Origin of the sequence: Caulobacter sp. (assembly GCF_017744445.1) — a bacterium.
Classification (GTDB): domain Bacteria; phylum Pseudomonadota; class Alphaproteobacteria; order Caulobacterales; family Caulobacteraceae; genus Caulobacter.
Genome location: NZ_JAGIBH010000002.1, coordinates 285,072 through 308,529, shown reverse-complemented (window position 1 = coordinate 308,529; position 23,458 = coordinate 285,072). Strand labels below are relative to the sequence as shown.

General features: G+C 67.9%; 24 protein-coding genes and 1 pseudogene. 8 read left to right on the top strand and 17 right to left on the bottom strand.

Features of this window, described 5'->3' with window-relative positions; all coding sequences use genetic code 11:
- Nucleotides 1-51: 51 nt before the first annotated feature.
- Nucleotides 52-501: a hypothetical protein gene (locus J7528_RS04805; protein WP_291871798.1), complete on the top strand. Its 450-nt coding sequence runs from the start codon at nt 52-54 to the stop codon at nt 499-501.
- On the opposite strand, the gene fixJ is transcribed toward J7528_RS04805, so the two are convergent.
- Nucleotides 502-1,107: a response regulator FixJ gene (gene fixJ, locus J7528_RS04800; RefSeq protein ID WP_291871797.1), complete on the bottom strand. Its 606-nt coding sequence runs from the start codon at nt 1,105-1,107 to the stop codon at nt 502-504.
- Entirely contained in the window at nt 1,100-2,581 is a 1,482-nt protein-coding gene (locus J7528_RS04795) for a PAS domain S-box protein (RefSeq protein ID WP_291871796.1), read from the bottom strand. The genes fixJ and J7528_RS04795 overlap by 8 nt, the downstream gene beginning before the upstream one ends.
- Nucleotides 2,582-2,682: 101 nt before the next feature.
- Here J7528_RS04795 and J7528_RS04790 point away from each other — a divergent pair, with 101 nt between their 5' ends.
- Both J7528_RS04790 and J7528_RS04785 read left to right on the top strand, forming a co-directional pair.
- Entirely contained in the window at nt 2,683-2,790 is a 108-nt protein-coding gene (locus tag J7528_RS04790; protein WP_291871865.1) for a hypothetical protein, read from the top strand.
- Between the two features lie 111 nt (nt 2,791-2,901).
- Nucleotides 2,902-3,528, top strand: a complete 627-nt coding sequence (locus tag J7528_RS04785) for a hypothetical protein (RefSeq protein ID WP_291871795.1) — start codon at nt 2,902-2,904, stop codon at nt 3,526-3,528.
- On the opposite strand, the gene J7528_RS04780 is transcribed toward J7528_RS04785, so the two are convergent.
- Nucleotides 3,525-5,060, bottom strand: a complete 1,536-nt coding sequence (locus J7528_RS04780) for an ATP-binding cassette domain-containing protein (protein WP_291871794.1) — start codon at nt 5,058-5,060, stop codon at nt 3,525-3,527. The two genes, J7528_RS04785 and J7528_RS04780, sit on opposite strands and share 4 nt — an antisense overlap.
- A 178-nt stretch (nt 5,061-5,238) precedes the next feature.
- Nucleotides 5,239-6,840, bottom strand: coding sequence for a thiol reductant ABC exporter subunit CydD (gene cydD / locus J7528_RS04775; protein WP_291871864.1), 1,602 nt, complete (start codon nt 6,838-6,840; stop codon nt 5,239-5,241).
- A gap of 126 nt (nt 6,841-6,966) precedes the next feature.
- Here cydD and J7528_RS04770 point away from each other — a divergent pair, with 126 nt between their 5' ends.
- The 4 genes from J7528_RS04770 (at nt 6,967) to J7528_RS04755 (ending at nt 10,532) form a co-directional block, all read left to right on the top strand.
- Nucleotides 6,967-8,532: a cytochrome ubiquinol oxidase subunit I gene (locus J7528_RS04770; RefSeq protein WP_291871793.1), complete on the top strand. Its 1,566-nt coding sequence runs from the start codon at nt 6,967-6,969 to the stop codon at nt 8,530-8,532.
- A 14-nt stretch (nt 8,533-8,546) separates the two neighbouring features.
- Nucleotides 8,547-9,698 (top strand): cytochrome d ubiquinol oxidase subunit II, encoded by a 1,152-nt coding sequence (cydB, locus tag J7528_RS04765; RefSeq protein ID WP_291871792.1) that lies wholly within the window; start codon nt 8,547-8,549, stop codon nt 9,696-9,698.
- Between the two features lie 12 nt (nt 9,699-9,710).
- The gene (gene cydX, locus J7528_RS04760) at nt 9,711-9,830 is read left to right on the top strand and encodes a cytochrome bd-I oxidase subunit CydX (protein ID WP_291871791.1); all 120 of its coding nucleotides are present in this window, start codon (nt 9,711-9,713) and stop codon (nt 9,828-9,830) included.
- A gap of 249 nt (nt 9,831-10,079) precedes the next feature.
- On the top strand, nt 10,080-10,532 hold the full coding sequence (locus tag J7528_RS04755) for a chemotaxis protein CheW (protein WP_291871790.1): 453 nt from the start codon (nt 10,080-10,082) through the stop codon (nt 10,530-10,532).
- A gap of 75 nt (nt 10,533-10,607) precedes the next feature.
- On the opposite strand, the gene J7528_RS04750 is transcribed toward J7528_RS04755, so the two are convergent.
- A complete protein-coding gene (locus J7528_RS04750) occupies nt 10,608-11,087 on the bottom strand; it encodes an ASCH/PUA domain-containing protein (protein ID WP_291871789.1) in 480 nt (159 codons plus the stop codon).
- An 86-nt stretch (nt 11,088-11,173) separates the two neighbouring features.
- On the opposite strand from J7528_RS04750, the pseudogene J7528_RS04745 reads away from it, so the two are divergent.
- Nucleotides 11,174-11,281, top strand: a pseudogene (locus J7528_RS04745) (hypothetical protein); the annotation flags it as partial.
- 46 nt (nt 11,282-11,327) lie between these two features.
- Here J7528_RS04745 and yihA read toward each other — a convergent pair.
- The 12 genes from yihA to J7528_RS04685 all read right to left on the bottom strand — a co-directional run bounded on the left by yihA (nt 11,328) and on the right by J7528_RS04685 (nt 23,422).
- Nucleotides 11,328-12,005: a ribosome biogenesis GTP-binding protein YihA/YsxC gene (gene yihA / locus J7528_RS04740; protein ID WP_291871788.1), complete on the bottom strand. Its 678-nt coding sequence runs from the start codon at nt 12,003-12,005 to the stop codon at nt 11,328-11,330.
- Nucleotides 12,005-13,861, bottom strand: a complete 1,857-nt coding sequence (gene yidC, locus J7528_RS04735; RefSeq protein WP_291871787.1) for a membrane protein insertase YidC — start codon at nt 13,859-13,861, stop codon at nt 12,005-12,007. The genes yihA and yidC overlap by 1 nt, the downstream gene beginning before the upstream one ends.
- Nucleotides 13,862-13,868: 7 nt before the next feature.
- Nucleotides 13,869-14,315: a ribonuclease P protein component gene (gene rnpA / locus J7528_RS04730; protein WP_291871786.1), complete on the bottom strand. Its 447-nt coding sequence runs from the start codon at nt 14,313-14,315 to the stop codon at nt 13,869-13,871.
- A gap of 93 nt (nt 14,316-14,408) precedes the next feature.
- Entirely contained in the window at nt 14,409-14,543 is a 135-nt protein-coding gene (rpmH, locus tag J7528_RS04725; protein ID WP_012284717.1) for a 50S ribosomal protein L34, read from the bottom strand.
- 295 nt (nt 14,544-14,838) lie between these two features.
- Nucleotides 14,839-15,816: an NADPH:quinone oxidoreductase family protein gene (locus J7528_RS04720; RefSeq protein ID WP_291871863.1), complete on the bottom strand. Its 978-nt coding sequence runs from the start codon at nt 15,814-15,816 to the stop codon at nt 14,839-14,841.
- Nucleotides 15,817-15,975: 159 nt separating this feature from the next.
- Nucleotides 15,976-17,025, bottom strand: coding sequence for an alpha/beta hydrolase (locus tag J7528_RS04715; protein ID WP_291871785.1), 1,050 nt, complete (start codon nt 17,023-17,025; stop codon nt 15,976-15,978).
- A gap of 190 nt (nt 17,026-17,215) precedes the next feature.
- The gene (locus J7528_RS04710; protein WP_291871784.1) at nt 17,216-17,851 is read right to left on the bottom strand and encodes a TetR/AcrR family transcriptional regulator; all 636 of its coding nucleotides are present in this window, start codon (nt 17,849-17,851) and stop codon (nt 17,216-17,218) included.
- A 52-nt stretch (nt 17,852-17,903) separates the two neighbouring features.
- The gene (locus J7528_RS04705) at nt 17,904-19,328 is read right to left on the bottom strand and encodes an NAD(P)-binding domain-containing protein (protein ID WP_291871783.1); all 1,425 of its coding nucleotides are present in this window, start codon (nt 19,326-19,328) and stop codon (nt 17,904-17,906) included.
- 273 nt (nt 19,329-19,601) lie between these two features.
- Nucleotides 19,602-19,853: a DUF2164 domain-containing protein gene (locus tag J7528_RS04700; RefSeq protein WP_291871782.1), complete on the bottom strand. Its 252-nt coding sequence runs from the start codon at nt 19,851-19,853 to the stop codon at nt 19,602-19,604.
- A gap of 132 nt (nt 19,854-19,985) precedes the next feature.
- The gene (locus tag J7528_RS04695) at nt 19,986-21,371 is read right to left on the bottom strand and encodes an NAD(P)-binding domain-containing protein (protein WP_291871781.1); all 1,386 of its coding nucleotides are present in this window, start codon (nt 21,369-21,371) and stop codon (nt 19,986-19,988) included.
- Nucleotides 21,372-21,440: 69 nt separating this feature from the next.
- Nucleotides 21,441-21,767: a hypothetical protein gene (locus J7528_RS04690; RefSeq protein WP_291871780.1), complete on the bottom strand. Its 327-nt coding sequence runs from the start codon at nt 21,765-21,767 to the stop codon at nt 21,441-21,443.
- A 203-nt stretch (nt 21,768-21,970) separates the two neighbouring features.
- Nucleotides 21,971-23,422: a carotenoid oxygenase family protein gene (locus J7528_RS04685; protein WP_291871779.1), complete on the bottom strand. Its 1,452-nt coding sequence runs from the start codon at nt 23,420-23,422 to the stop codon at nt 21,971-21,973.
- Between the last annotated feature and the right edge of the window lie 36 nt (nt 23,423-23,458).

The window sequence follows — 23,458 nt, the reverse complement described above, 5'->3', positions numbered from 1 at the left end:
GGTGAACCGTCGAGGGCGCCGACCATGGACATCACGAACAGAGAGCGGACCATGGCGATCCGCGCCGAGCTCCAGAGCCAGTTCCCGACGTCCACGTCGACGCCGACGGGGCCGTTCCGCACCCTCCAACCCAAGCCGCAGGAACTCACTTCGCAGCAAAAGGCGGAGGTCGAGGAGACTCTGAAACGCACCTCTGGCGCTAAGGCGAAACCCACGGACGAGCAGGCGCCCGCCACTGAGGCCCCGCGCCAGACCTGGCGCCCGTCGTCGATCGGCGACTTCACGCACTACACGGCCGATCAGGCGAAGACCAAGCTGGCCATGCTCGAGAACTTGGCCTCGAACCCAATGGTGAAGAAGGGCCTGCTCAGCGCGACCATGGGCGACCAGACGACGTCGTCGCCCGATGTCATGATCGGCTGGCTGAAGCAGAAGATCGGCGGCCAGGCCAGCGATGCGTCCCGCGTGCGGCCCGGCGGCCTGCTGAACCTCAGGGCCTAACTAACCCCCGCGCGCGGACAGCGTCATCCGGACCAGCGCCGCCAGGTTGTCGGCCTGCATCTTGGTCATCAGCTTGGCGCGATAGATCTCGACCGTGCGCGGGCTGATGCCCAGCTCGCGGGCGATGACCTTGTTGGCGTGGCCTGCCACGACGCCGTCCAGCACCTGGCGTTCGCGTTCGGACAGGGTCTCCAGCCGGTGCAGCACGGCGGCCTGGTCGTCGCTGACGGGCGAGGCCTCGGCGGCCTTCATGGCGCGCTCCAGGGCGTCCAGCATGCGCGCGTCGCTGAACGGCTTTTCGATGAAATCCACGACGCCCGAGCGCATGGCCTCGACCGCCATCGGGATGTCGCCGTGGCCGGTGATCATGATGATCGGCATGCGGATCTTCTGGGCCGCCAGGCGGGCGACCAGCTCCTGGCCGCTCATCTCGGGCATGCGCACGTCGCTGATGATCACGCCGGGCTTGGCGGCCGGCAGGGCGTCCAGGAAGGCCGGGGCGCTGGCATAGGCCACGACCTCGAAGTCGGCGGACTCCAGCAGGAAGGCCAGCGACTCGCGGGCGCTTTCGTCGTCGTCGACCACGTGCACGACTGCGTCAGTCATCTGCGGATTCCTTCTGATGGTGCTCGGCGGGCGGCAGGGTGAAGCGGAACAGCGCCCCGCCGCCGGGATTGGCTTCCGCCCAGATCCGGCCGCCATGGGCCTCGATGATCGAGCGCGAGATCGACAGGCCCACGCCCATGCCCTGGGGCTTGGTGGTCATGAACGGCTGGAACAGGCGCTCCAGCACCGCGTCGGCGATGCCCGGACCGGTGTCGGCGACGCTGACCCGCGACCAGCCTTCCTCGGTGACGTCGGTGGTGATCAGGAGGGCGCGGCGGCGGGCCGTCTGGTCCTGCATGGCGTCGATGCCGTTGCGGATCAGGTTCAGCAGCACCTGCTGCACCTGGACCCGATCGGCGAACACCGCGTCGGCGGCGGGATCCAGCGACAGGCGCACATCGACCTGGCGGTCTTTCTCGCCGATCAAAGCGAGGGCCGAAGCCTCCTCGATCAGCTTGGACAGGCTCTCGGCCTCGCGCTCGCTGGCTCCGCGGCGGACGAAGTCGCGCATGCGGTGGATGACCTCGCCGGCGCGCAGGGCCTGGTTGGCGGCCTTGTCGATGGCGTCGCGCACCTTGGCCTGGTCGGCCTCGCGGCCCCGGTCGATCAGGCGGCGCGAGCCGGTCAGCAGGTTGGCGATGGCCGACAGCGGCTGGTTCAGCTCGTGCGCCAGCGTCGAGGCCATCTCGCCCATGGCCGTCAGGCGCGAGACGTGGACCAGTTCGTTCTGCAGCTCCTGCAGGCGGGTCTCGGTCTCCTGCGTCTCGGTCAGGTCGCGGATGAAGCCGGTGTAGGAGGGCACCTGCCCTTGTGTCTCGCCGACCGCCAGCTCCATGGGGAAGGTCGAGCCGTCCTTGCGCATGCCGACCACGACGCGGCCGGCGCCGATGATCCGCTTCTCGCCGGTGCGGTGGTAGCGCTGGATATAGCTGTCGTGGGCGGCGGCGTTGGGCTCGGGCATCAGGATGCTGACATTGCGGCCTAGCACCTCGGACGCCTTCCAGCCGAACATGCGCTCGGCGGCGGGGCTGAACGAGGTCATGATCCCGGCGCGGTCGATGACCACCACCCCGTCGGGCACGGTGTCGAGGATCGATTGCAGGTGGTCGTTGATCGCCGCCGCTCGCCGCCGCGCGGCGTGGAACCAGCCGCCGCCCACGGCCATGCCAAAGCCCACCGACAGGAAGATCGCCGCGCAGATGCCGCTGACCAGGTTGAACGGGATCGACCGGGTCACCCACCACACCGTGCCCCAGGCGAAGGTGGTGGCGAAGACGCCCGGCCCCAGGCCCCCCAGCGCGGCGGCGATCAGCACGGCCGGCACGAACAGCAGGAACGACGACGGCGCGGTGAAGGCTTCCGGCAGGTACAGGCGCGCCACCGCCGTCGCCATCACCGCCGCGAAGGCGGCCAGGTAGGCGGTGGGGTGCGGATCGCTGAACAGGGTCGAGGACAGGCCCCGGGCCGGCTTCATGGGAGCTCCAACGTGAAAGTCCTTATAGCCGCGCCGGTTTGAGCCAGGTCAAGGACGGGCCATTGCGTAGGTCCGATGCTGTCTTTGCCAACACACGGGAGATTTCGATGTCGGGCGGGCAAATGGCGTATCTGGGTCTGGTGATCGCGGCGTTCAGCGCGTTCGCCGTGGTGCTGTTCGTGACCTATATCCGGGTCAACATGAAGTAGGACTCCTCCTCCATAACCCCGTCTCCCCGGCGAAAGCCGGGGAGATCGGGTTTGGGAAAACCCGCCTCCTCGACTATGCCGGTCCGGGAAGCTTCACGGCGGGGGACTTCAGTGAGCGCGTTCGAATTCTTCTTCAGCTTCTACGGGCTGGTCCTGGGCTTTTCCGCCGCCGAGCTGGCAGGCGGATTCGCGGGGCTGGTGCAGCGGCGGCGGACGGTGCGTTTCGGCTACCTGACCGTGCTGCTGGCCGCCTTCGTCGCCATCGACATCGCCACCTTCTGGGCCCAGGCCTGGACGATCCTGCGGTTCGCGCCGTTCAACTTCGCCCTGCTGATCCTGGGGCTGGTCGTGGCCATCACCTTCTATGTCGCCGCCAGCCTGGTGTTCGCCAAGGACCCGCCTGAAGGCGCGCACCTGGACGAGCACTTCTGGGAAAACCGCCGCATCGTGCTGCTGTGCGTGCTGGCGGCCAACCTGGTCATGGTCGCGGTGCTGACGACCCTGACCCTGGGCACGGGCGAGTTCGGGGCCATCAACCGGCCGATGCTGTGGATCGGCCTGGCCATCTTCACCACCTTCACGCTGATCGCGGCGCTGGCCAAGAAGAAGGGCGTGGTCACCGCGGCCTTGGTGATCCTGCTGCTCTATCACGGCCAGACCATCACCCGGTCAGCCGCGCTTCTGGTGAAGGGCGGCGGCTGGACGATCCTGCAGAGCAAGGCGCCGAAGGACAGCTAGCCCATCCGCACGACGCGGCCGCACAGCGCGGCCGGGGCGGGGCGATGGCTGACCAAGATCAGGCCCTGGCCGGTGCGCTGGAGCCGGGCGTCCAGCCGTTCCACCACCAGCGCCTCGGTCGCCGCGTCCAGGCCTTCGGTCGGTTCATCCAGCAGCAGCCACGGGGCGTCGCGCAGGTAGGCGCGGGCGAGCGCCAGGCGCCGGCGCTCGCCGCCGGACAGGCGTTCGCCATTATCGCCGAGATAGGCGGCCAGGCCTTGCGGCGCGGCGCGGATGCGGTCGGCCAGGGCGGCGTCTTCCAGCACTTGCCACAGCTCATCGTCGGTCGCCTTGGGCGCGGCCAGGCGCAGGTTCTCGCGCACCGTGCCGGCGACCAGGCCGGCGTCCTGCGGGAGCCAGGCGAAGGCGGCGCGGGGCAGGGCGCTTTCTCCACGCAAGCCCAGCAGGGTCTCGATGGCGGTGGTCTTGCCGCAGCCGGACGGGCCGACGATGGCCAGGCGCTCGCCGGGAGCCAGGGTCTCGCCGAGGATGGTCAGCGTGGGGACGGCTTCCAGCTTCGGCGCGGCTCGCGGCTGGTGGCGCAGGATCGTGTCCAGCCGCTCGCATGCTTCCCGCGCCGCGCCGTCCTGGTCGAAGGCGTGGGCCAGACTCGCCAGGGCGTCGACGCCCATGGCGGCGGCCAGGCCCGCCAGCGCGGCGAGGGCGGGACCGGCCGGAGCGGCGGTCGCGATGGCGGCGGCGACGGCCGCGCCCAGGATCACCGCCTGGCTGGCGACGATCAGGCCCTGGGCGCGGGCGGCCTCCAGGCGCGCGGCGTCCAGCTCGGCCGCCTTGGCGTTCAGCGCCTCGCCGGCCCAGGCCTCAAGGCCGTAGGCGCGCAGCTCGGCGCTGGCGGCGACCAGGGCGGCGGCGGTGTCCTTCAGCGCGCCGACCTTGGCCTGGATGGCGGCGCGGGCGGGGGTGGAGAACCGCTTGGCGAGAGCGCGGGCGGAGAGGATCGCCGCGAGCGCCGCGACCAGGATCACGACGGCGGGCGCGGGACCCGCGAGCGCGGCCAGGGCGATGGCCGAACCCAGCCCCGCGACGGCGCTCCACGGCGCGGAGAGGCGGACGAACCGGGTCTCGATCGCATCGACGTCCTGCACCAGCCGGGCCGAGGCCTCGCCGCGCGATAGGGAAAGGGCCTCCGACGGCGGCGCGGCGGCCAGGCTGGCGAACACCGCCGGCCGGATGGCGGCGAGCGCCCGCAGGGCGGCGGCGTGGCCCGACAGGCGCTCGCCGTAGCGGGCGGCGGTGCGGCCGATGGCGAGGAGCCGGATCATGGCGCTGGGCAGCAGCACGTTGAACGTATGGGCCACCGCCAGGCCCGCCGCGCCGGCGATGGCGCTGGCCACGATGAACCAGCCCGACAGGCCCATCAGCAGCGTCGACGCGGCGCCCAGCACCACGGCGCTGGCGATGGCGAGGCGCAGCATCCCGGCCCGCTCGCGCTTCTGGGCGCGGATGAGGTGGTCGAGGGGGGAGGGCGACATTAGTTCACGATCCCCTCAACATTCGTCATTCCCGCTCTTGTGGCGGGAACCCCTGGTTCAACCCGCAAGTGCGGAGCAAGCGGACCGCCGACGGTCCGCCCCGTCTTCGCCAGCGGCGGATAGAGGGGTTCCCGCCACAAGGGCGGGAATGACGGGAGTTTGTTATGGCGGTTGTAGCTCACAGCCTCACCACCTGGTCCGCCAGCGCCGCCACGGCCTCCGAGTGCGTCGCGATCAGGGTCGTGCGCCCCTTCGCCGCCTCGCGGATGGCGTCCAGCAGGGCGGCTTCCGATGCCGCGTCCAGGTTCGCGGTCGGTTCGTCCAGCAGCAGGATCGGGGCGGGCTTGAGCAGGGCGCGGGCCAGGGAGAGGCGTCTCCGCTCGCCGCCGGAGAGGCCGCTGCCGCGTTCGTCGAGCACGAAGTCCAGGCCGCCGGGACGGTCGACAACGAGGCCCACCGCGCGGGCGGCGGCCTCGATCTCGGCGCGCGAGGCGTCGCGGCGGGAGAGGGCGATGTTGTCGGCGATCGAGGCGGGCAGAATCAGCGGCGACTGGCCGGCCCAGGCGATCTCGCCCTGCGCTTCGATGCGGCCGGCGGTGAGGGGCGCGAGATCCAGCAGTAGGTTCAGCAGCGAGCTCTTGCCCGCGCCGCTGGGGCCGACCAGGGCGGTGATGGTTCCGGCCTGGGCCACCAGCGAGAAGTTCTCCAGCGCTGGCGCGTCGGCGTCGGGATAGCGGACGGTGACGCCTTCGAAGCGGATGGTCGGCGCCTCAGTCGCAACCGCAGCGGCCGGCTTCGGCGTCGGCGCCTCGAACGTCGACAGGCTCGCGCTCGCCGCCTCCGCCGCCTGCCGATCGTGATAGGCGGCGGCCAGGCGGCGCATCGGGGCATAGACCTCCGGCGCCAGGGCCAGGACGAAGAAGGCGCGCTTGAGGTCCAGTTGCTCAGGGACCGGGAAAGGCAACAGGCGCAGCAGGTTGAAGCCGCAATAGACCGCGACCAGCGCCACCGACAGGGCCGCGAAGAACTCCAGCGCCGCCGACGAGATGAAGGCCACGCGCAGAACGCGGATGGTGCGCTCGGCCAGCTCCGACGCCGAGCGCTTCAGGGCTGCCGTGGTCGCGCCCTCGGCCTGGAAGGCCAGCACCACGGGCAGGGCGCGGACGCGGTCCAGGAACAGGCCCGACAGGCGCTCCAGGGCCAGGAACTGCGCCCGGCTTTCGGCGGCGGCGGCCGTGCCGGCCAGGACCATGGCGGCGATGAACGGGACGAGCGTGGCGAGGAGAATGCCGGCGCAGACCGGGCTGGCGATGGCGGCGACGGCGATCATCACCAGCGGCAGGGCGGCGGCCGAGAAGCGGGCGGGCAGGAAGCGGGCGACATGGCCGTCCAGGGCCTCGACGCCCTCGACCAGGGCGGTGGTCGCTTCACCGGCGGCGCGACGCGGCCCGCCGAAAATCGACCGGGCCAGATCGGCGCGCACGCTGGCCTTGGCCTCGGCGGCGGCCTGGGCTCCGGCGACGCCGGTCAAATGAGCCAGCACGCCTCGAAACGTCATGGCCGCCAGCGCCAGAACCAGCCACGGGGCCATGCCGCGCCCCTGCGCGATGGCGTCGATCCCGAATGCCAGGCCCGCCGCGAAGGCGATCGCGGCCAGGCCGTCCAGCGCCATCAGCAGCCGCGCGCGCTGCCCCGCCGGACTTGCCGAGCGCTCCAGATGTTTCAGCACTGCCTTGGGCGCCTCGGACATATGATCAATCTGTACTATGCGGGCGCCCATGGGTTGAGTGTAGGTTGGGTTCATCCGGAAGCCTTGATCCCGATCAAGGACCGGGCGGTCGCGGCGGTCTAGGAGCTTTGGCTCATCGATCGGCGTGATCTTCGGCCGTTCGTCTCGGAGCTGTCCATGGACCCCGCCGTCATCGACCTGTCGCGCCTCCAGTTCGCGCTGACCGCCCTGTACCACTTCCTGTTCGTTCCGCTCACCATCGGGCTCAGCTTCATGCTGGTCATCATGGAGAGCGTCTATGTGATGACCAAGCGCCCGATCTGGCGAACCGTCACGCGCTTCTGGGGCGTGCTGTTCGGCATCAACTTCGCCCTGGGCGTGGCCACCGGCATCACCATGGAATTCCAGTTCGGCATGAACTGGTCCTACTACTCGCACTATGTCGGCGACATCTTCGGCGCCCCGCTGGCGATCGAAGGGCTGATGGCCTTCTTCCTGGAGGCCACCTTCGTCGGGCTGATGTTCTTCGGCTGGGACAAGCTGAGCCGGGTGGGCCACCTGTTCGTGACCTTCATGGTCGCCCTGGGCACCAACCTGTCGGCGCTGTGGATCCTGGTCGCCAACGGCTGGATGCAGAACCCGATCGGGGCGGCTTTCAATCCCGAGACCATGCGCATGGAGGTCTCCAGCTTCCGCGACGTGCTGTTCAACCCGGTGGCCCAGGCCAAGTTCGTGCACACGGTCAGCGCCGGCTATGTCATCGCCTCGGTGTTCGTGCTGGGCGTGTCGGCCTGGTACCTGCTGAAGGGCAAGCACATCGGCGTGGCCAAGCGGTCGATGACCGTGGCCGCCGCCTTCGGCCTGGCGTCCTCGCTGTCGGTGGTCGTGCTGGGCGACGAGAGCGGCTATGCCCTGACCGACAACCAGAAAATGAAGCTCGCGGCTCTGGAAGCCATGTGGGAGACCGAGCCCGCCCCGGCCGGTCTGACCGCCTTCGGCATCCCGGACCTGAAGGAACGCAAGACCCACGCCGAGATCAAGATCCCCTATGTCCTGGGCCTGATCGCCACCCGTAGCTTCGACAAGCCGGTGGAAGGCATCTTCTCGCTGGTCGCCAAGGCCGAGGACCGCATCGAGAGCGGCGTCGTCGCCTATGGAGCCGTTGAAGCGCTGAAGAACAATCCCAATGACGTCGCCGCCCGCGCCACCTTCGAACAGCACCGCCGCGACCTGGGCTATGCCCTGTTGCTCAAGCGCTATGTCGAGGATCCGCGCACGGCCACGCCAGAGCTGATCAAGAAGACCGCCTGGGACGCGGTGCCCAACGTGCCGGTGATGTTCTGGGCCTTCCGGATCATGGCGGGGATCGGGGTCCTGATGATCCTGATGTTCGCCACCGCCTTCGCCCTGGTGACCATGCGCAAGCACGAGACCAAGTGGTTCCTGTGGATCGCCGTGCTGGCCCTGCCGCTGCCGTGGATCTCGACCGAGCTGGGCTGGGTGCTGGCCGAGGTGGGGCGTCAGCCCTGGGCGGTGGACGGCGTGCTGCCCACCTTCCTGTCGGCCTCCAGCCTGACCGTCCCGCAGCTGATCACCAGCATCGCGGTCTTCACCCTGCTGTACGGCGCGCTGGCCGTGGTCGAGGTCGGCCTGATCCTGCGCGCCATCAAGAAAGGCCCGTTCGCCCAGCACGACCCCGTCCCGGACGGGGAACCGGCTGAGCCCGAGCCGCTGACCGCTTAAGAGGAGCCCTGAACATGGAACTCCCTATCGACTACGCCACCCTGCGGGTCATCTGGTGGGCCCTGGTGGGCATCCTCCTGATCGGCTTCGCCCTCACCGACGGCTTCGACATGGGCGTCGGGACCCTTCTGCCCTTCGTGGCCAAGGACGACGCCGAGCGGCGCATGGTCATCAACACCGTCGGCCCGACCTGGGAAGGCAACCAGGTGTGGTTCATCCTGGGCGGCGGCGCGATCTTCGCGGCCTGGCCGTTCGTCTACGCCATCACCTTCTCGGGGTTCTATCTGGCCCTGTTCGTGGTGCTGTCGGCGATGATCCTGCGGCCGGTCAGCTTCAAGTACCGGTCCAAGCGTCCGAACGCCAAGTGGCGGTCGTTCTGGGACTGGGGCCTGTTTGTCGGCGGCTTCGTGCCGGTGCTGTGCTTCGGCGTGGCCCTGGGCAACGTGCTGCAAGGCGCGCCCTTCCGCCTGGATACCGACCTGCGCGCCTTCTATGAGGGCAGCTTCATTGGCCTCTTCTCGCCGTTCGCCCTGCTGTGCGGCCTGCTGTCGGTCTCTATGCTGGTGCTGCACGGCGCGGCGTGGCTGACGGTCAAGGCCGAGGACGGTCCGGTCACCGAGCGCGCCCGCCGCATCGGCGAGATCGCCGGCCTGGCCAGCATCGTGCTGTTCGCGGCCGGCGGCTTCTGGGTGGCGTTCGGCGGCATGGGCTTCCGGATCGAAGGCTTGGCCGATGCGGCTGGACCCTCGAACCCGCTGCGTGGCGCCGCCGCCGTGCGGGCGCCGGGCGCGTGGCTGGACAACTATGGTCGCCACGGCTGGATGATCATCGCCCCGGTGCTGGGCTTCCTGGGCGCGGCGCTGGCCCTCTACGGCATGCGCTTCAACAAGGCCTGGGCGGCGTTCGGCGGCTCGTCGGCCTCGACCTTCGGGATCGTGGCGACGGTGGGCGTGTCGATGTTCCCGTTCATCCTGCCCAGCAGCTACGATCCGCGCTCGAGCCTGACGGTTTGGAACGCCTCGTCGACCCACCTGACGCTGTTCGTGATGATGATCGTCACGGCGGTCTTCCTGCCGCTGATCCTGCTGTACACCGCGTGGGTCTACAAAGTCCTGTGGGGCAAGAGCACCACCGGCGCCCTCGTCACCAACCCCGACCTGTACTGAGGAGGCCTCAGCATGTGGTACTTCACCTGGATCCTGGGCCTGGGCCTCGCCGTCGGCTTCGGCGTGCTGAACGGCATCTGGTACGAGTTCAACCTGTCCGACGAGGGGGATGAAGGGCTGGACGCGCCTTAAAAACTGTCATCCCGGCCAAGTGCGAAGCACGCCGAGCCGGGACCGCCGGAAGCGCCGAGCTTTCCGCGGTCCCGGCTCTCCGCTGCGCTGCGGCCGGGATGACAGGTTTTTTCGGCCCGCGACATTGCACCGCGCCCCTTCGCCGTCAGCCTTAACCGTTGTTAAAGGCGCTTCGGGCTCTTCTGGCATCCAGCCACGGGAGCGCGCCGAACGCGCCGCTCCGGGCACACATTCGACCTGGGGACTGCCATGACCGACAACACCGCGCCCGCGCTGGAACTGATCTCGTTCTGCATCGGCGAGCAGGAATTCTGCATCGACGTGAAGACGGTCCGCGAAATCCGCGGCTGGACCCCGGCCACCCCGATCCCGCACGCTCCGGCCTATATGCGCGGCGTCATCAACCTGCGCGGCGCGATCATGCCGGTCATCGACCTGCGCAACCGCCTGGGCCTGGGCGTCACCATCCCCGAGACCCGCCACGTGATCGTGGTCGTCGAGTGCCAGGACCGCCTGGCCGGCATCCTGGTCGACGCCGTGTCGGAAACCTTCACCGTGCCGCGCGACAGCCTGCAGCCGGCCCCGGACGTCGGCGTGGAAGAGCTGCGCTACATCCAGGCCATCATCTCGATGGAAAACCGCCTGATCACCTATCTGCGCATGGACGACGTTTTCCCGGCCCAGGTCAGCGAAGCGGCTTAAGTCGCTTCCATCCAGGTAAGAGAAAGGCCGCCGGGGTTGCCCCCGGCGGCCTTTTCTTTGCGCGCTGCGCGCAGGTCAGCCCTTGCGGACGATCCGGGCCGCGGCGGCGTGGAAGCCGGCCTCGGCTTCGGCCAGGTCGGCCACGGCGCCGTGGCGGTCGCGGGCCACGCCCATGTTGCTGGCGGCGTAGCTTTCCGAGACCTTGCGGGCCTCCTGGGCGCGCAGGGCGGCGTTGGAGGCGGCGGTCTCGTGCCAGGTCGCCAGCTGCTCTGCGGTGACCTCGGCCGCGGCGTCCGGGTGCGGGGCGACTTCACCGAAGCCGATGGCCACGAAGCCGTGGATCACGCCGCCATAGTCTTCTTCCGACAGCAGGAAGGTCACCTGCCGCTCCTCGGCCTGGCCGGTGTAGCTGTCGGTTTCCGGATCGAACTCCGACAGCACCAGGATGTCGCCGACCTTGAAGTCGCGGTCGTTGCGACGGATCTCGAAGCGCTTCTGGCCCGAGCGGACGGCGGCGAAATATTTGGGCCAGGTCTTGAGTTCGTGGCGGGTCATGGCGGGCGGACTTTTCTAGAAAAACGGAAAGCGGGCGGTTCTGGCGGAGGGAACCTAGCGCAGGGTTAATGGACGACAATAGGGCTGTGGATAGCCCTCAAAGCCAATGCCCCCAAGTGTGTCATCCCGGCCGCAGCGAAGCGGAGAGCCGGGACCCAGGGGCCAATGCAGTGCGGTTGCCCCTGGGTCCCGGATAGCCTCTGCGAGGCTTCCGGGATGACACCCTCGGGCGGATCTAGGTCACTCGTCGATGCAGAGCCGCACGATCTCGGCCCGCAGCTCCGGCATGCCCAGGCCCTTCTCGGACGAGGTGGCCAGCACGCGGGGGAAGGCGGCGGGGCGTTTGGCGATGGCCTTGAGGGTCTCGGCCACGACCTTGTCGACTTCGTGCGGCTTGATCTTGTCGGCCTTGGTCAGGACGATCTGGTAGCTGACGGCGGCCACGTCCAGGGCGTCCAGCGCCTCCAGGTCGACCTTCTTGAGGCCGTGGCGGGCGTCGATCAGGACATAGACGCGCTTCAGGTTCGGACGGCCGCGCAGATAGGCGCGACCCAGGTCCTGGAACTTGTCGACGATCGAGCGCGAGGCGCGGGCGAAGCCGTAGCCGGGCAAGTCGACCAGGCGCATCTTCTCGGCCAGCAGGAAGAAGTTGATCTCCCGCGTGCGGCCCGGCTCGTTCGAGGCGCGGGCCAGGTACTTCTGCCCCACCAGCCCGTTGATCAGGCTGGACTTGCCGACGTTGGAGCGGCCCGCGAAGGCCACTTCCGGCAGGTCCGTGGAGGGCATCGTGTCCATGCGGACAGCGCCCATCACGAACGAGACGGGTTGGGCGAAGAAGACCCGCGCCGTCTCGATCTGCTCCTCGGTGAACTCCGACTTATCGGAGAAGTCGGGCTGGATGGTCGGTTCGTCGGTCATCAGGTCGCGTTTGCGGTCTTGCCCTGCAGTCGAGCGATGATCTTGTCGATCGGGTTCTCGACCTTGTAGCGGCGCATGATGATGTACTGCTGGATGATGGTCAGGACGTTCGACCAGCACCAGTAGATCACCAGGCCCACCGCGAACTGCGACAGGGTGAAGGTGAAGATGATCGGGAACAGCTGGAAGATCTTCTGCTGGATGGGGTCGCCGGCGGGCGGGTTCATCGCCGTCGTCAGCCACATGGTGAAGCCGTACAGCAGCGGCCAGACGCCGATGTGCAGCGGACCGCCCAGGAACGAGCCGATCAGCGGGGCCGTCGCCGGATCCCAGGGGATCGCGCCGAACAGGTTGAAGATCGTCGACGGGTCGCGGGCCGACAGGTCCTGGATCCAGCCGAAGAACGGCGCGTGGCGCATTTCGATGGTGACGGTCAGCACCTTGTACAGCGAGTAGAAGACCGGGATCTGCACCAGCATGGGCAGGCAGCCCATCATCGGGTTGATCTTCTCCTTCGCATACAGCTGCATCATTTCCTGCTGCTGCTTGGTCGGATCGTCCTTGTGCTTGGCCTTGAGCTTCTCGACCTCGGGCTGGATCTTCTTGATCTTGGCCATGCTCTCATAGCTCTTGTCCGCCATCGGATAGAGGACGAGCTTGAGCACGACGGTCAGCAGCATGATGGCCAGGCCGAAGTTGCCGACCAGACGATAGAAGATCTCCAGGATGTTGAAGATCGGACGGGTGAACATGGAGAACATGCCCCAGTCCACGGCCCAGTCGAAGCGCGGGATCTCGGCCTTGCGGCTGTCCCAGAACTTCCACCACTCGGGCGCCTGGCCATTGTACTCGTACTTGCGCAGCAGCGGCACCGTCTTGGCGCCGGCGAACAGGCGGGTGGCCTGGGTCAGGGTCGCGCCCGGGTTCAGGGCCTGGGTCGGGCCGACGATGTTGACGTCATAGACATCGGTGCCGCCGACATTGGTCATGCGGTACTGGGCCTTGATGGTCTGGTCCTGGTTCGGGACCAGGGCCGCCAGCCAGTACTTGTCGGTGATGCCGGCCCAGCCGCCGACCGAGTCGAAGGTCGTGAGCGGCTTGTCCTTCTTCCACTTGCCGTACTTGTTCAGCTCCAGCTTCTGGTCCTTGCCCGAGCCCAGCACGCCGATGGCGCCTTCGTGGACGATCTGGGTCTTGCCCAGGTGGTCGGTGATGCCCTGGCGCTGGACGGTGGCGTAGGGGGCCAGCTGGAAGGCGTTGGCGCCATTGTTCTTGACGCTGTCGGTGATGGTGAACATCGCGTCGGCGTCGACGGCGATCACGCGGGTGAACAGCAGGCCCTGGCCGTTGTCGAAGGTCAGGGTGACAGGCGAGTTGGGGCGCAGCACCTGGCCCGGCGCGGCGGTCCAGACGGTGCGGCTGTCGGGCAGGCCCGGCAGGTTGGCGCCGGCCCAGCCGAAATCGGCGAACCAGGCGTGCTCGGCGCCTTCCGGACGGAAGAGCTCGACCGGCGGCGAGTTCTTGTCGGTGGTCTCGGCGTACTTGCGCAGGAACAGGTCGTCGATGCGGCCGCCCTTCAGGGCGATCGAGCCCGACAGGGCCGGGGTGTCGACGGGAACGCGCGGGCTGGCGGCCTTGGCCGTCTCGCGCGACAGGCGCAGCGGGGCGGGGTTGCCGTTGGCGTCCAGGGTCACGCCGGGCTGGGTCGCGGCCATCTGCACGGCGGCGGCCTTCTTGGCGCGCGCCTCGGCCTCGGCCTTGCGCTGTTGCGGACCCAGGACGAAGAACTGGTACCCGATCAGGATCGCGAACGCGCTGACGATGAACATCAGCGTGTTTTTGTTGTCGTTCTGCATGGAGCGCTTAACCGGAAACTTTGGGATCGGGTGATTGGGAAGAGGCGGCTTCAGATGTCTGGCCGTGGCGACGTTGGGGAACCTTGGCTCCTCCGCGATCGTACTCGGCGGCGAGGCTTATCAGCGCGGTTTTGACGTCGTCAAGCAAACGCCCCCATTCGCGGGCGGTGGTTCCGCCGCGCGCGATGAACACATAGTCGTGCGAAGGCCGCGCATGAAGGGGTAGCACCAGCCTCGCGGCCTCCCGGAGGCGGCGTTTGGCGCGATTTCGGTCGACGGCCCCGCCGATCTTCTTGGTGGCGGTGAAGCCGACCCGCACCGTGGGGTCTTCGTCGGGCCGCTTGCGCATCTGGATGAAGACCGCGCCGCGCGACAGGGCCGGGGCCTTGGCCGCCAGCAGGAAGTCGGGGCGCTTTCTGAGGCGCTCGAACTTCAAAGCTTGAGTCTCAGGCATGAAAAAAGCCGCCTTTCCGGCGAGAACCTGAAACCAGGTCTGTGGAAAAGGCGGCTTTGATCATCGTCTTGCCTCCCGGGGGAGGAAGAGAAATTAGGCGGTCAGGCGCTTGCGGCCCTTGGCGCGGCGACGCGCGACGATCTTTTGACCGTTCTTGGTGGCCATACGCGCGCGGTAGCCGTGACGGCGAGCACGCACGAGCTTCGACGGCTGGAAGGTGCGCTTCACGACGTGGCTCCGAAATGCATAAACGTTGGACGCGAGGCCAAGGGCTCCGCGAGTGAGGGGCGGTGGATAAAAGAACGGGCGCGGGATGTCAACCTGAGTCGGTTCAGAGGGTTACGGTTCTTGGTCCGCTCCCTTCATCCACTTCCCTCTATACCCGTTTCCCCGGCGAAAGCCGGGGCCCAGATTCATCCGGAGCGGTTGGGGATGATCCGGGATACGTCCTGTCCGCCCGCCCAGCGCCCGTGGGTTCGATCTGGACCCCGGCTTTCGCCGGGGAGACGGGGTAGGAGCGGTGTCAGGGCGTGAGCACCGCCTTGCCCACCACCTTGCGCTCGCTCAGCAGCTCAAACGCCTCCCGCCAGCGATCCAACGGCAACTCCGCATGCACATGCGGCCGGATCGTCCCCTCATCCGCCATTCGCCAGATCGCCTCGCCGTTCTCGCGGCCTTTCTCGGGAAACTGCCGGCCGTATTCGCCCGCCCGGACGCCCATGACCGAGAAGCCCTTGATCAGCGGCATGTTGACCGAGACCGTCGGGATCCGCCCCGAGGTGAAGCCGATCACCAGCAGCCGGCCGTCGAAGGCGATGCAGCGGACGCTTTCGTCGAACACGTCGCCGCCGACCGGGTCGTAGATGACGTCGGCGCCGTGGCCGCCGGTGATCTCTTTCACGCACTCGCGGAAGCCGCCGGTGACGTTGACGACCGCGTCAGGGGCGTAGAGCGCCTGCACCTGGGCCAACTTGTCGTCGGAGGCCGAGGCGGCGATCACCCGCGCGCCCAGGGCCTTGGCCAGGTCGACCGCCGCCAGACCCACCCCGCCGGCCGCGCCGTGGACCAGCACCCACTCGCCCGGCTCCAGCCGCGCGCGGCGGACCAGGGCGACATAGGCGGTGAGGTAGGCCGCGCCATAGGCGGCCGCCTCGGGATAAGACAGCCGCGCAGGCTTGGGCTTCAGAGCGTCCGCGGAGAGCACGGCATATTCCGCGAAGCCGCCCAGCCGCGCCCCGCCGACCACAGCGTCGCCGATGCTCAAGCCGCTGACGCCCTCGCCCAGCGCCGCGACCTCGCCGGCGATATCCAGGCCAGGCGTGAAGGGTAGGGGCGGTTTGAACTGGTATTCGCCGCGCGTCATCAGGAGGTCGGGGAAGTTGACGCTGGCGGCGCGGACGCGGACGAGGACCTCGCCGGGGCCTGGGGCGGGCGTCGGGACGTCACGGATGGCGCAACCGGCAAAATCCGGAGCCAGATCCTCGACGACCAGGGCGCGCATGGTGGAACTCAAGGCCTTTCCTCTCCCCCTCCGTTTCCCCGGCGAAAGCCGGGGCCCAGATCCAGCCTGAGCGGTTTGGGATGATCCGAGATGCGCCCTGTCAGCTTGTCGGGCGCTTCTGGTTCGATCTGGGTCCCGGCTTTCGCCGGGAATACGGGCCTATTGAGTAGCCCAAGCGTCAAACGTCTGGCGCACCAGCCCCGCGATCTCGCGACACGCTCCGTCCGCCGCCGGGATCGCCCCCGTGAACGCCGTGAATCCATGCGCCAGGCTGTCGTAGCAGCGGTACAGCACCGGCACGCCGGCGGCCTGCAGGCGCTTGGCGTAGGCCTCGCCCTGGTCGACCAAGGGATCGAAGCCGGCGGTGGCGATTACAGCCGGAGCCAGGCCGGTCAAATCCGCGGTCTTGTCCGGCGACAGGCGCGGGTCGGCTGGGTCGGCGTCGGTGCCCATATAGTGGCCCATGAACCAGTCCATGGTCGCGCGGGTCAGGGGATAGGCGTCGGCATAGGTGGTCATGGACGCCGTCTCGCTGGCCACGTCCACGGCGGGATAGATCAGGATCTGGGCGGCCGGTTGCGGCTCGCCCTTGCGGGCCATCTCCTGGGCGATGATGGCGGCGAAGTTGCCGCCCATGCTGTCGCCGCCGATAGCCGGCGGGACCGCCGCCGCGCCGAAGCGCACCGCGTTGTCGCGCGCCCAGCGATAGGCGGCCAGCACATCCTCCAGTCCGGCCGGGAACTTGTGGTCCGGGGCCAGGCGGTAGTCGACCGAGATCACCGCCGTGCGCACGATCCGCGCCAGGATCGAACAGAAGGCGTGGCAGGTCTCCAGGTCCCCGATCACCCCGCCGCCCATGTGGGCGTAGACGATCAGCGGCGCGGTCGCGTCCTGGCTCTCTGGGCGATAGGCGCGGGCCGGGATCGCGCCGTTGGGCCCCTCGATCGACACGCTCTCGGTGCGCACGCCCGGCTCCAGCGGGCCTTGCACGGCCGCCAGGCCCTTGGCGCTGCCGGCGACGGCCTCGGCGGGCGAGACGCTGCTCATCGGCGGCATCTTCTTGGCGGCGTGGGCGAAGAACTGGAAGCGGGGGTCCAGGGTGCGACCGCCCTTGTACACGACCCCGCCGCCCGACATGGCCCGCAGGACCGGGCTGGGCAGCGACAGGATCAGCTTCAGGATGGTCTTCTGGGCGGCGTCGGAGGCCATGTGTGCTCCCAATGTCTTTTTGATTATTACCCAAGCCCGTTTCCCCGGCGAAGGCCGGGGCCCAGATTCAGCCTGAGCGTCTGGGGATGATCCGAAATACGCCCAGATCGGCGCGTCGGGCGCTCTGGGTTCGATCTGGGTCCCGGCTTTCGCCGGGAAGAACGGAGAGAGGGGACATAGCGGTCAAAGCCTACAACCTCGGCAGAGCCGGCAGCCCGCCCAGGATCAGCTTGACGGCGAAGTCAGTCGCGCCCTCGGTGTCGACGGGCCGCCGCTCCAGCATCTTGTCGCCGATCTCGCGGGCCACCGCGATGCAGGCCGTGGTCAGGTAGTCCAGGTCCACGGGCGGCGCATGGGTGTGTTCCAGCACCCGGGCGAAGGCCTCGCGCACCTCGTCGAACACGGCGGTGACCTCGGGCGTGGGACGGGCATGCGGGATCTGCTCGCCCGGCGGCCGGTTGATCCGCCAGGCCTCCTGCTCGGTGGCCACGAAGTTGAAATAGGCCAGGATCGCCCCGCGCACGAAGCTCTCGAAGTCGGTCGCCTTCTCGGACTGTTCGCGCAGCAGCGGCCGGAAGCGGCGAGCGCCGTCGTCGGCCAGGGCGTCGAACACCTCCTCCTTGGACTTGTAGTAGTTATAGAAGGTGCCCGAGGCGAGGCCGGTGCGGCGGATGATGTCGCGCACGGTGGCGGCGTCGTAGCCCAGCTCGCCGAACACCTCGCGGGCGGCGTCCAGGATGGCCTGGCGGTTGGCGGTCTTGGTGCGTTCCCGCTTGCCCGGTCGCTGGTCGACGTGGGGCTTGGGGAAGTAGGCGATATTCGACATGGACCGCGACTCAAGGACGGGACGATCGTGACGCCCCGTCATGATCACAGCCTTACTCTGCGGCAACACGCAAGACCTTCACGGCTCTCGGTTGAATCGGCAGGGGATTACCTTTGGATTTCGCGCGCTTGATCCCGCGCTTCAGCTCCTTGCGCAGGTCATAGGCGTACTCCCCGCAATTGATCTGGATCGTGTGCCGGGCCGAGGCGACATAGTGCGACTTGACCGCCTGGTGCATCGCGTCGCGCTCGCGGGCCATGGTCGCCGCATCGGGCATGGCGTAGTGGCCGGTCAGGTAGGCGGCGATCAGTTTCGACTGCTCCTCGGCGATCGGCATCATGGCGCACAGCGGCTGGACCAGGGCGACCATGAAGAGGTTGTCGAAGCGCGGATCGACCATCCGCTTCCACAGGGCGATGTCGTTGTCGGGCGCGTCGATGACCAGGCTGTCGAAGAACGGGAAGGTGATCTTGTAGCCGGTGCACCAGATCACCGCGTCGGCCTCGACCGACGTCCCATCCTTGAAGAACACCTGTTTGCCGTCGAACCGCTCGATATCGGGCTTGATGGTCACGTCGCCCGAGCCGATGCGGTTGTAGAGCTCGTGGCTGATGGCCGGGTGGCTGGCGCCGAAGTCGTGGTCGGGCTTGGGGAGGCCGTGGTCCTCGGGCCGGCCGTGCACGGTGGCGATCTTCTTCTCCAGCATCTTGGCGACCATCCTGCCGGGCAGGAGGCGGGCCAGCAGCGGGGGGTCTTCGCTAGGGTGATTGTTGAAGTGGTCCAGCACCTCGTTGCCGAAATAGCGCGGCACCACCCAGTAGCCGCGCCGCACCGATAGATAGACCCCGTCGGTGTTCTCCCGCCGGCCCAGCTCACAGGCCAGATCCAGGGCCGAGTTGCCGAAGCCGACGATGACGACCTTCTTGCCGCGCAGGTCGTGGGGCGTGGCGGGGTCGATATAATAGTGGCTGTGCATCTCCAGCCCGGTGAACTGGCCCGGCGGCTTGGGCTCGGGCCAGCGGGGATCCCAGTGGTGGCCGTTGGCGACGCACAGGGCGTCGTAGAGCCGCTTCTCGCCGGTCTCCAGCGTGATCTCCCACAGGCCGTCTTCGCGGCGCTTGGCCCAGGTCACCGCGCACTGGAAGGTGATCCGGTCGCGGAAGCCGAAGTGGTCGACGTAGCTGTCGAAGTACGCCGCGATGTGGCTGTGGTGCGGATAGTCCGGATAGTCGGCCGGCATCGGAAAGTCCGAATAGGCCATCTTGTCCCGGCTGGTGTTGATGTGCAGCGAGCGATAGGCGCTGCTCATGCCGTTGCGGTTCTGGAACACCCAGTTGCCGCCGACCCGATCCGAGGCCTCGAAGCAGTCGAACGGGATGCCCGCCGCATGCAGCTGCTTGCAGGTCGCGATGCCCGAGCTGCCCGCGCCGATGACGCAGACGCGGGGCAGGGCGAAGGCGGCGGAGCCGTCGGCCATCGAGCTTCCTCCCGTCGCTCTGGGATGAGCGACTTATCGTTGTTCAGGAAGCATGCGCCGCTGGCGGTGGGCGTCAATGTTTACGCGAGGGGAAGATCATCCACCGCCCGATCTCCCCACATCCGTCTCCCCGGCGAAAGCCGGGGCCCAGATCTCAAGGCGCTGGGGCTGATTGGAAAAGCTCGGAGTTCCTAGAACCCACCCCAGCGCTCTTCCATCTGGGCCCCGGCTTTCGCCGGGGAGACGGGATTGGGGTTTGGGTTTGGGATTGGCTCAGAGCCCCTTCACCGGCTGCTCGATCTCGTAGACCGCCTCCAGCACCGCCTCGAACTTGGTGCGGAACAGCTCCTGGGCGTCCTGGAGGCCCTGGTTGTAGTAGTGCGGGCCCAGGGTCTCGCTGATGAAGTCCAGCAGGAACTCGGCGTCGAAGCCCTTCACCTCCAGGTCCAGCTCGGTCCGCATGTAGTCGGACAGCGCGCCCGCAAGCTTGGCGCGGGTGGCCTTGTCGAAGGTGATCTTGGGCATGGGGGCTCCTTTGGCGGGAGAGGTAGCGCACTTGCCCCCTCCGCGCCTACGGCGCTCCTCCCCCAGAGGGGGAAGAAGGACGACAGCGCACCTTCTGCCCCCTCCGGGGGCGGACGACCACGCGGAGCGTGGTCAGGTGGGGGCCAGCAGCGGTTCGGTCTTGATCTCCGCCAGCGCCGCCACGGGGAGTTTCCCGCCAGCGCTCCGCGCCCGCGCCTCGCCCTTGGCGATCTCCTTCTTGAGATCCGCGCAGTAGACGTTGAAGTCGACCTGGATCGTATGCCGCGCGGAGTCATAGAACTGCCCCGTGTGGCGCTCTTCGTCCTTGGCCATGATCCGCACCATCTCGGCTTCCGGCGGCGGCGCGTACCGCCCCGCCAGATAGGCCGCCGCCAGCTTGGCCTGCTGCTCGGCGAAGTTCACCAAGGTCGGCAGCGGCTGGGCCAGGCCCATGAAGAAGAGGTTGGGCACCCCCGGCTTCATCATCCGCTTGAACAGCGGCAGGCGGTGGTCGGCGTCCGGCAGCAGGGCCGGGTCGTCGAAGAACGGGAAGCTGATTTTGTACCCCGTCGCGAAGACGATGGCGTCGACGTCCTCGACGGTGTCGTCGGCGAAGCGCACGCGCCTGCCCTCCAGCGCCTTGATCGCCGGCTTGAACTTGATGTCGCCGCAGCCGGCGCGGGTCAGGAACTCGCCCGAGACCGACGGATGGGCCTCCAGCGGCTCGTGGTCGGGTTTCGGGAGGCCGTAGTTCTCCATCTTGCCGATGGTCTTCTTGATCACCGAGCGGGCCAGCTTCAGGCCCAGCGCCTTGGGCATCCAGGCGGGCATGGCGCTCTTATCGGCGGGCTTGCCGTTCAGGTACTTGGGAAACACCCACACCCCGCGCCGGGCCGAGACCCAGAGGTTCTTGGCGATCGGCCGCTGCGAGAGCTCGCTGGCGATGTCCATGGCCGAGTTGCCCATGCCGACGACCACGACGTTCTTGCCGCGCATGTCGACCGGCTCGAACGGGTCGCTGTACGCATGAGCGTGGAAGGCCGGCCCGTCGAACTCGCCCGGATATTCGGGGATACGTGGGTCCCAGTGGTGGCCGTTGCAGACGAACAGCACGTCGTAGAGCCGCGTCTCGCCGGTGGAGAGCGTCACCGACCACAGCCCCTCGTCGGTGCGTCTGGCGCTCTCGACCCGGGTGTTGAAGGTGATGGTCTCGCGCAGGCCAAAGTGGTCGACATAGTCCTTGAAGTACTGGAACAGCTGCGCGTGGTGCGGAAAGTCCGGCCAGTCCTTCGGCACCGGGAAGTCCTCGAACGCCAGCCGCCACTTGGACGTGTCGATGTGCAGGCTCTCGTAGCAGGCCGACATCCCGTTGGGGTTCTTGAAGTACCAGTTGCCGCCGACCTCGTCGGACATCTCGAAGCAGTCGTAGGGGACGCCGAAGTCCTTCAGCCGCTTGATCGTGGTGAAGCCGCTGCAGCCCGCGCCGATGACGCATGCCTTGGGGAGCCTGGTCGTCATCGCGCCCTCCTGACTTATCGTTGTTCAGGACTGTATCGGCGTTATGCGAGCGGGCAAGCGGACCTTAGGTCAGCGCGCGCCGTTGAAGCGGGGCGCGGCGTAGGTGGCCTTACACGAGGCCGCGCACTGGGCGTAGAGGCTGCCGCACGTGCCGTCGTCGCTGTCGACGCCGCAGAAATAGAGCTGCTTGGCGCACGAGGCCCGGCATTGGCCGGCGTCGCCGCCGGGGCGCTGCGAGGCCAGCGGGATCATCGGCGGCAGGACGTAGTTCTGGGTGTCGACCGGCGCCTGCGAGGCCATGGCCACGGGCTTGGGCGGCGCCTTGGCGGCGACCTTCTGCGCCAAGGCAGGGCCGGCGGTGGTCAAGATCAGCAGGGCGAGCAGGGCGCGGCGCATGGCCCGGGAGGGTAGGGTGGTAGGGTAAAAACCCGATTAACCATAAATCCCACATCCAAAACCCCGTTTCCCCGGCGAAAGCCGGGGCCCAGATTAAGCCTGAGCGGGTTTGGGGTGATCCGAGATGCGCCCCGTCCGCCTATCAGACGCTTTGGGTTCGATCTGGGCCCCGGCTTTCGCCGGGGAAACGGGTTGTTTGTGGGCTATTTGGTGAGCATCTCCCGCCCCGCCCACACCGAGTGCGTCCCGCTGCTGAGCTTGTGCGGCAACGCCACCCTACACACGATCTGGAAGCTCTTCGCATCCACGATCGCGCACTCCGACGTTCCGCGGTTCTCGTCGATCAGGAAGCTGACCAGATACCCGTCGTCCTCGTCCACCGCCCCGACTTTCGGCGCGAACGGGGCTTCACTCGCATACACACCCTCGGGCAGCTGAATCTCCCAGCTCTCGCCCGTCTCCAGGTCGTGCTTCACGAAGCCGTTGAACAGAAACCAGCCCGGCTTGCTCGTGGTGGAATAGGCGTAGCGGTACGGCTTGCCGGCGTATTTCTGGTTGAACATGCCGAACTCCAGCACCCGGTCGTCCAGGTGGCGCTCGGTGGTCTCGCCGGTGGCCAGGTTGAAGCGCCAGCGGTGCAGTTTCGAACGGAAGCTGTGCTCGTCCAGATAGGCCATCAGGTGGCTGTGACCCTCGGGCGCGGTCTCCAGCGGGCGGGGGATGGGGTTTTCCTGGAAGTAGCCGTCCAGCACCACCTCGTCGCCGTCCTCATACGCATTGAGCCAGTGCAACACATAGGTCGGCGCGGCCTCGAACCAGCGCGGCTCGCCGCCCTCGCGGGGGACCAGGGCAAAGCGTGACGGCAGGCCCTTGTGCAGGCGCACGGCATGGATGTTCCGCGCCATCAGGTCCTGGTCCCAGAACACCGGCAAGTCGTTGAGGATCGCGTATTTCGACGAGAAGGCCATGTCGTGCGGCAGGCGCGGGCCGGGCAGGGGCACGCCCTGGTAGACGCTGCGCTTGCCGCTCTGATCGACCACGCCGTAGTGCATGTAGGGCCAGGTCTTGGAGTAGTTGAAGAACATCAGCTCCCCGGTCGCCTCGTCGACCTTGGGGTGGGCCGAGACGCCCTCCAGCGGGGCCCAGGCCGCCACGCCCAGGTTCTCCAGGGTCAGGGGATCCAGGCGATAGGCCTCGCCGCACTGGTAGAAGGTGGCGATGGCCTCGCCGTTGTGGACGACGATGTCGGTGCTGGCGGTGTCCTTCAGAGAGCCGTGGGCGCCGAAGCCGGGCAGCTTGGACGTGCCCGGACCGTCCATCAGCCCGCCCCAGAGGCCCTCGCCGGCTTCCTGCTCGGCCTCGAAGCAGCGGGTGCGGATGAAGCGGTTGCGATAGGTCGCCTCACCGCCCTTGAATTCGATCGCATGCACCATGCCGTCGCCGTCGAACGGGTGGTAGCGCCCGACCGGGTCGTGGACGGGGTTCTCGGTGTTGCGCAGATAGACGCCGTCCAGGTCGGCGGGGATCGCGCCCTCCAGCACCTCCAGGTCCCAGGCGTTGACCTCCTCGTGCAGCGGCGTCCAGGCGCCGGTCATGTACGGGTGGTTGGTCGGCGACAGCGAGGTCCGCACCTTGGGCAGGCGATCGACTTTCATGGGGCTTCCTCCGCTTTGGAGGCAACCCTAAGTCCA

Excerpts from the sequence above, each read along its gene's own strand:
- J7528_RS04755 (WP_291871790.1), top strand. The coding sequence starts at position 10,080 with ATGACCGACAACACCGCGCCCGCGCTGGAACTGATCTCGTTCTGCATC.
- J7528_RS04695 (WP_291871781.1), bottom strand. The coding sequence starts at position 21,371 with ATGACGACCAGGCTCCCCAAGGCATGCGTCATCGGCGCGGGCTGCAGC.
- J7528_RS04700 (WP_291871782.1), bottom strand. The coding sequence starts at position 19,853 with ATGCCCAAGATCACCTTCGACAAGGCCACCCGCGCCAAGCTTGCGGGC.
- J7528_RS04720 (WP_291871863.1), bottom strand. The coding sequence starts at position 15,816 with ATGCGCGCCCTGGTCGTCGAGGATCTGGCTCCGGATTTTGCCGGTTGC.
- J7528_RS04770 (WP_291871793.1), top strand. The coding sequence starts at position 6,967 with ATGGACCCCGCCGTCATCGACCTGTCGCGCCTCCAGTTCGCGCTGACC.
- cydX (WP_291871791.1), top strand. The coding sequence starts at position 9,711 with ATGTGGTACTTCACCTGGATCCTGGGCCTGGGCCTCGCCGTCGGCTTC.
- J7528_RS04780 (WP_291871794.1), bottom strand. The coding sequence starts at position 5,060 with ATGTCGCCCTCCCCCCTCGACCACCTCATCCGCGCCCAGAAGCGCGAG.
- rnpA (WP_291871786.1), bottom strand. The coding sequence starts at position 14,315 with ATGCCTGAGACTCAAGCTTTGAAGTTCGAGCGCCTCAGAAAGCGCCCC.
- J7528_RS04690 (WP_291871780.1), bottom strand. The coding sequence starts at position 21,767 with ATGCGCCGCGCCCTGCTCGCCCTGCTGATCTTGACCACCGCCGGCCCT.
- J7528_RS04715 (WP_291871785.1), bottom strand. The coding sequence starts at position 17,025 with ATGGCCTCCGACGCCGCCCAGAAGACCATCCTGAAGCTGATCCTGTCG.
- J7528_RS04685 (WP_291871779.1), bottom strand. The coding sequence starts at position 23,422 with ATGAAAGTCGATCGCCTGCCCAAGGTGCGGACCTCGCTGTCGCCGACC.
- cydB (WP_291871792.1), top strand. The coding sequence starts at position 8,547 with ATGGAACTCCCTATCGACTACGCCACCCTGCGGGTCATCTGGTGGGCC.
- J7528_RS04710 (WP_291871784.1), bottom strand. The coding sequence starts at position 17,851 with ATGTCGAATATCGCCTACTTCCCCAAGCCCCACGTCGACCAGCGACCG.
- cydD (WP_291871864.1), bottom strand. The coding sequence starts at position 6,840 with ATGGGCGCCCGCATAGTACAGATTGATCATATGTCCGAGGCGCCCAAG.
- yidC (WP_291871787.1), bottom strand. The coding sequence starts at position 13,861 with ATGCAGAACGACAACAAAAACACGCTGATGTTCATCGTCAGCGCGTTC.
- yihA (WP_291871788.1), bottom strand. The coding sequence starts at position 12,005 with ATGACCGACGAACCGACCATCCAGCCCGACTTCTCCGATAAGTCGGAG.
- fixJ (WP_291871797.1), bottom strand. The coding sequence starts at position 1,107 with ATGACTGACGCAGTCGTGCACGTGGTCGACGACGACGAAAGCGCCCGC.
- J7528_RS04805 (WP_291871798.1), top strand. The coding sequence starts at position 52 with ATGGCGATCCGCGCCGAGCTCCAGAGCCAGTTCCCGACGTCCACGTCG.
- J7528_RS04795 (WP_291871796.1), bottom strand. The coding sequence starts at position 2,581 with ATGAAGCCGGCCCGGGGCCTGTCCTCGACCCTGTTCAGCGATCCGCAC.
- J7528_RS04705 (WP_291871783.1), bottom strand. The coding sequence starts at position 19,328 with ATGGCCGACGGCTCCGCCGCCTTCGCCCTGCCCCGCGTCTGCGTCATC.
- J7528_RS04750 (WP_291871789.1), bottom strand. The coding sequence starts at position 11,087 with ATGACCCGCCACGAACTCAAGACCTGGCCCAAATATTTCGCCGCCGTC.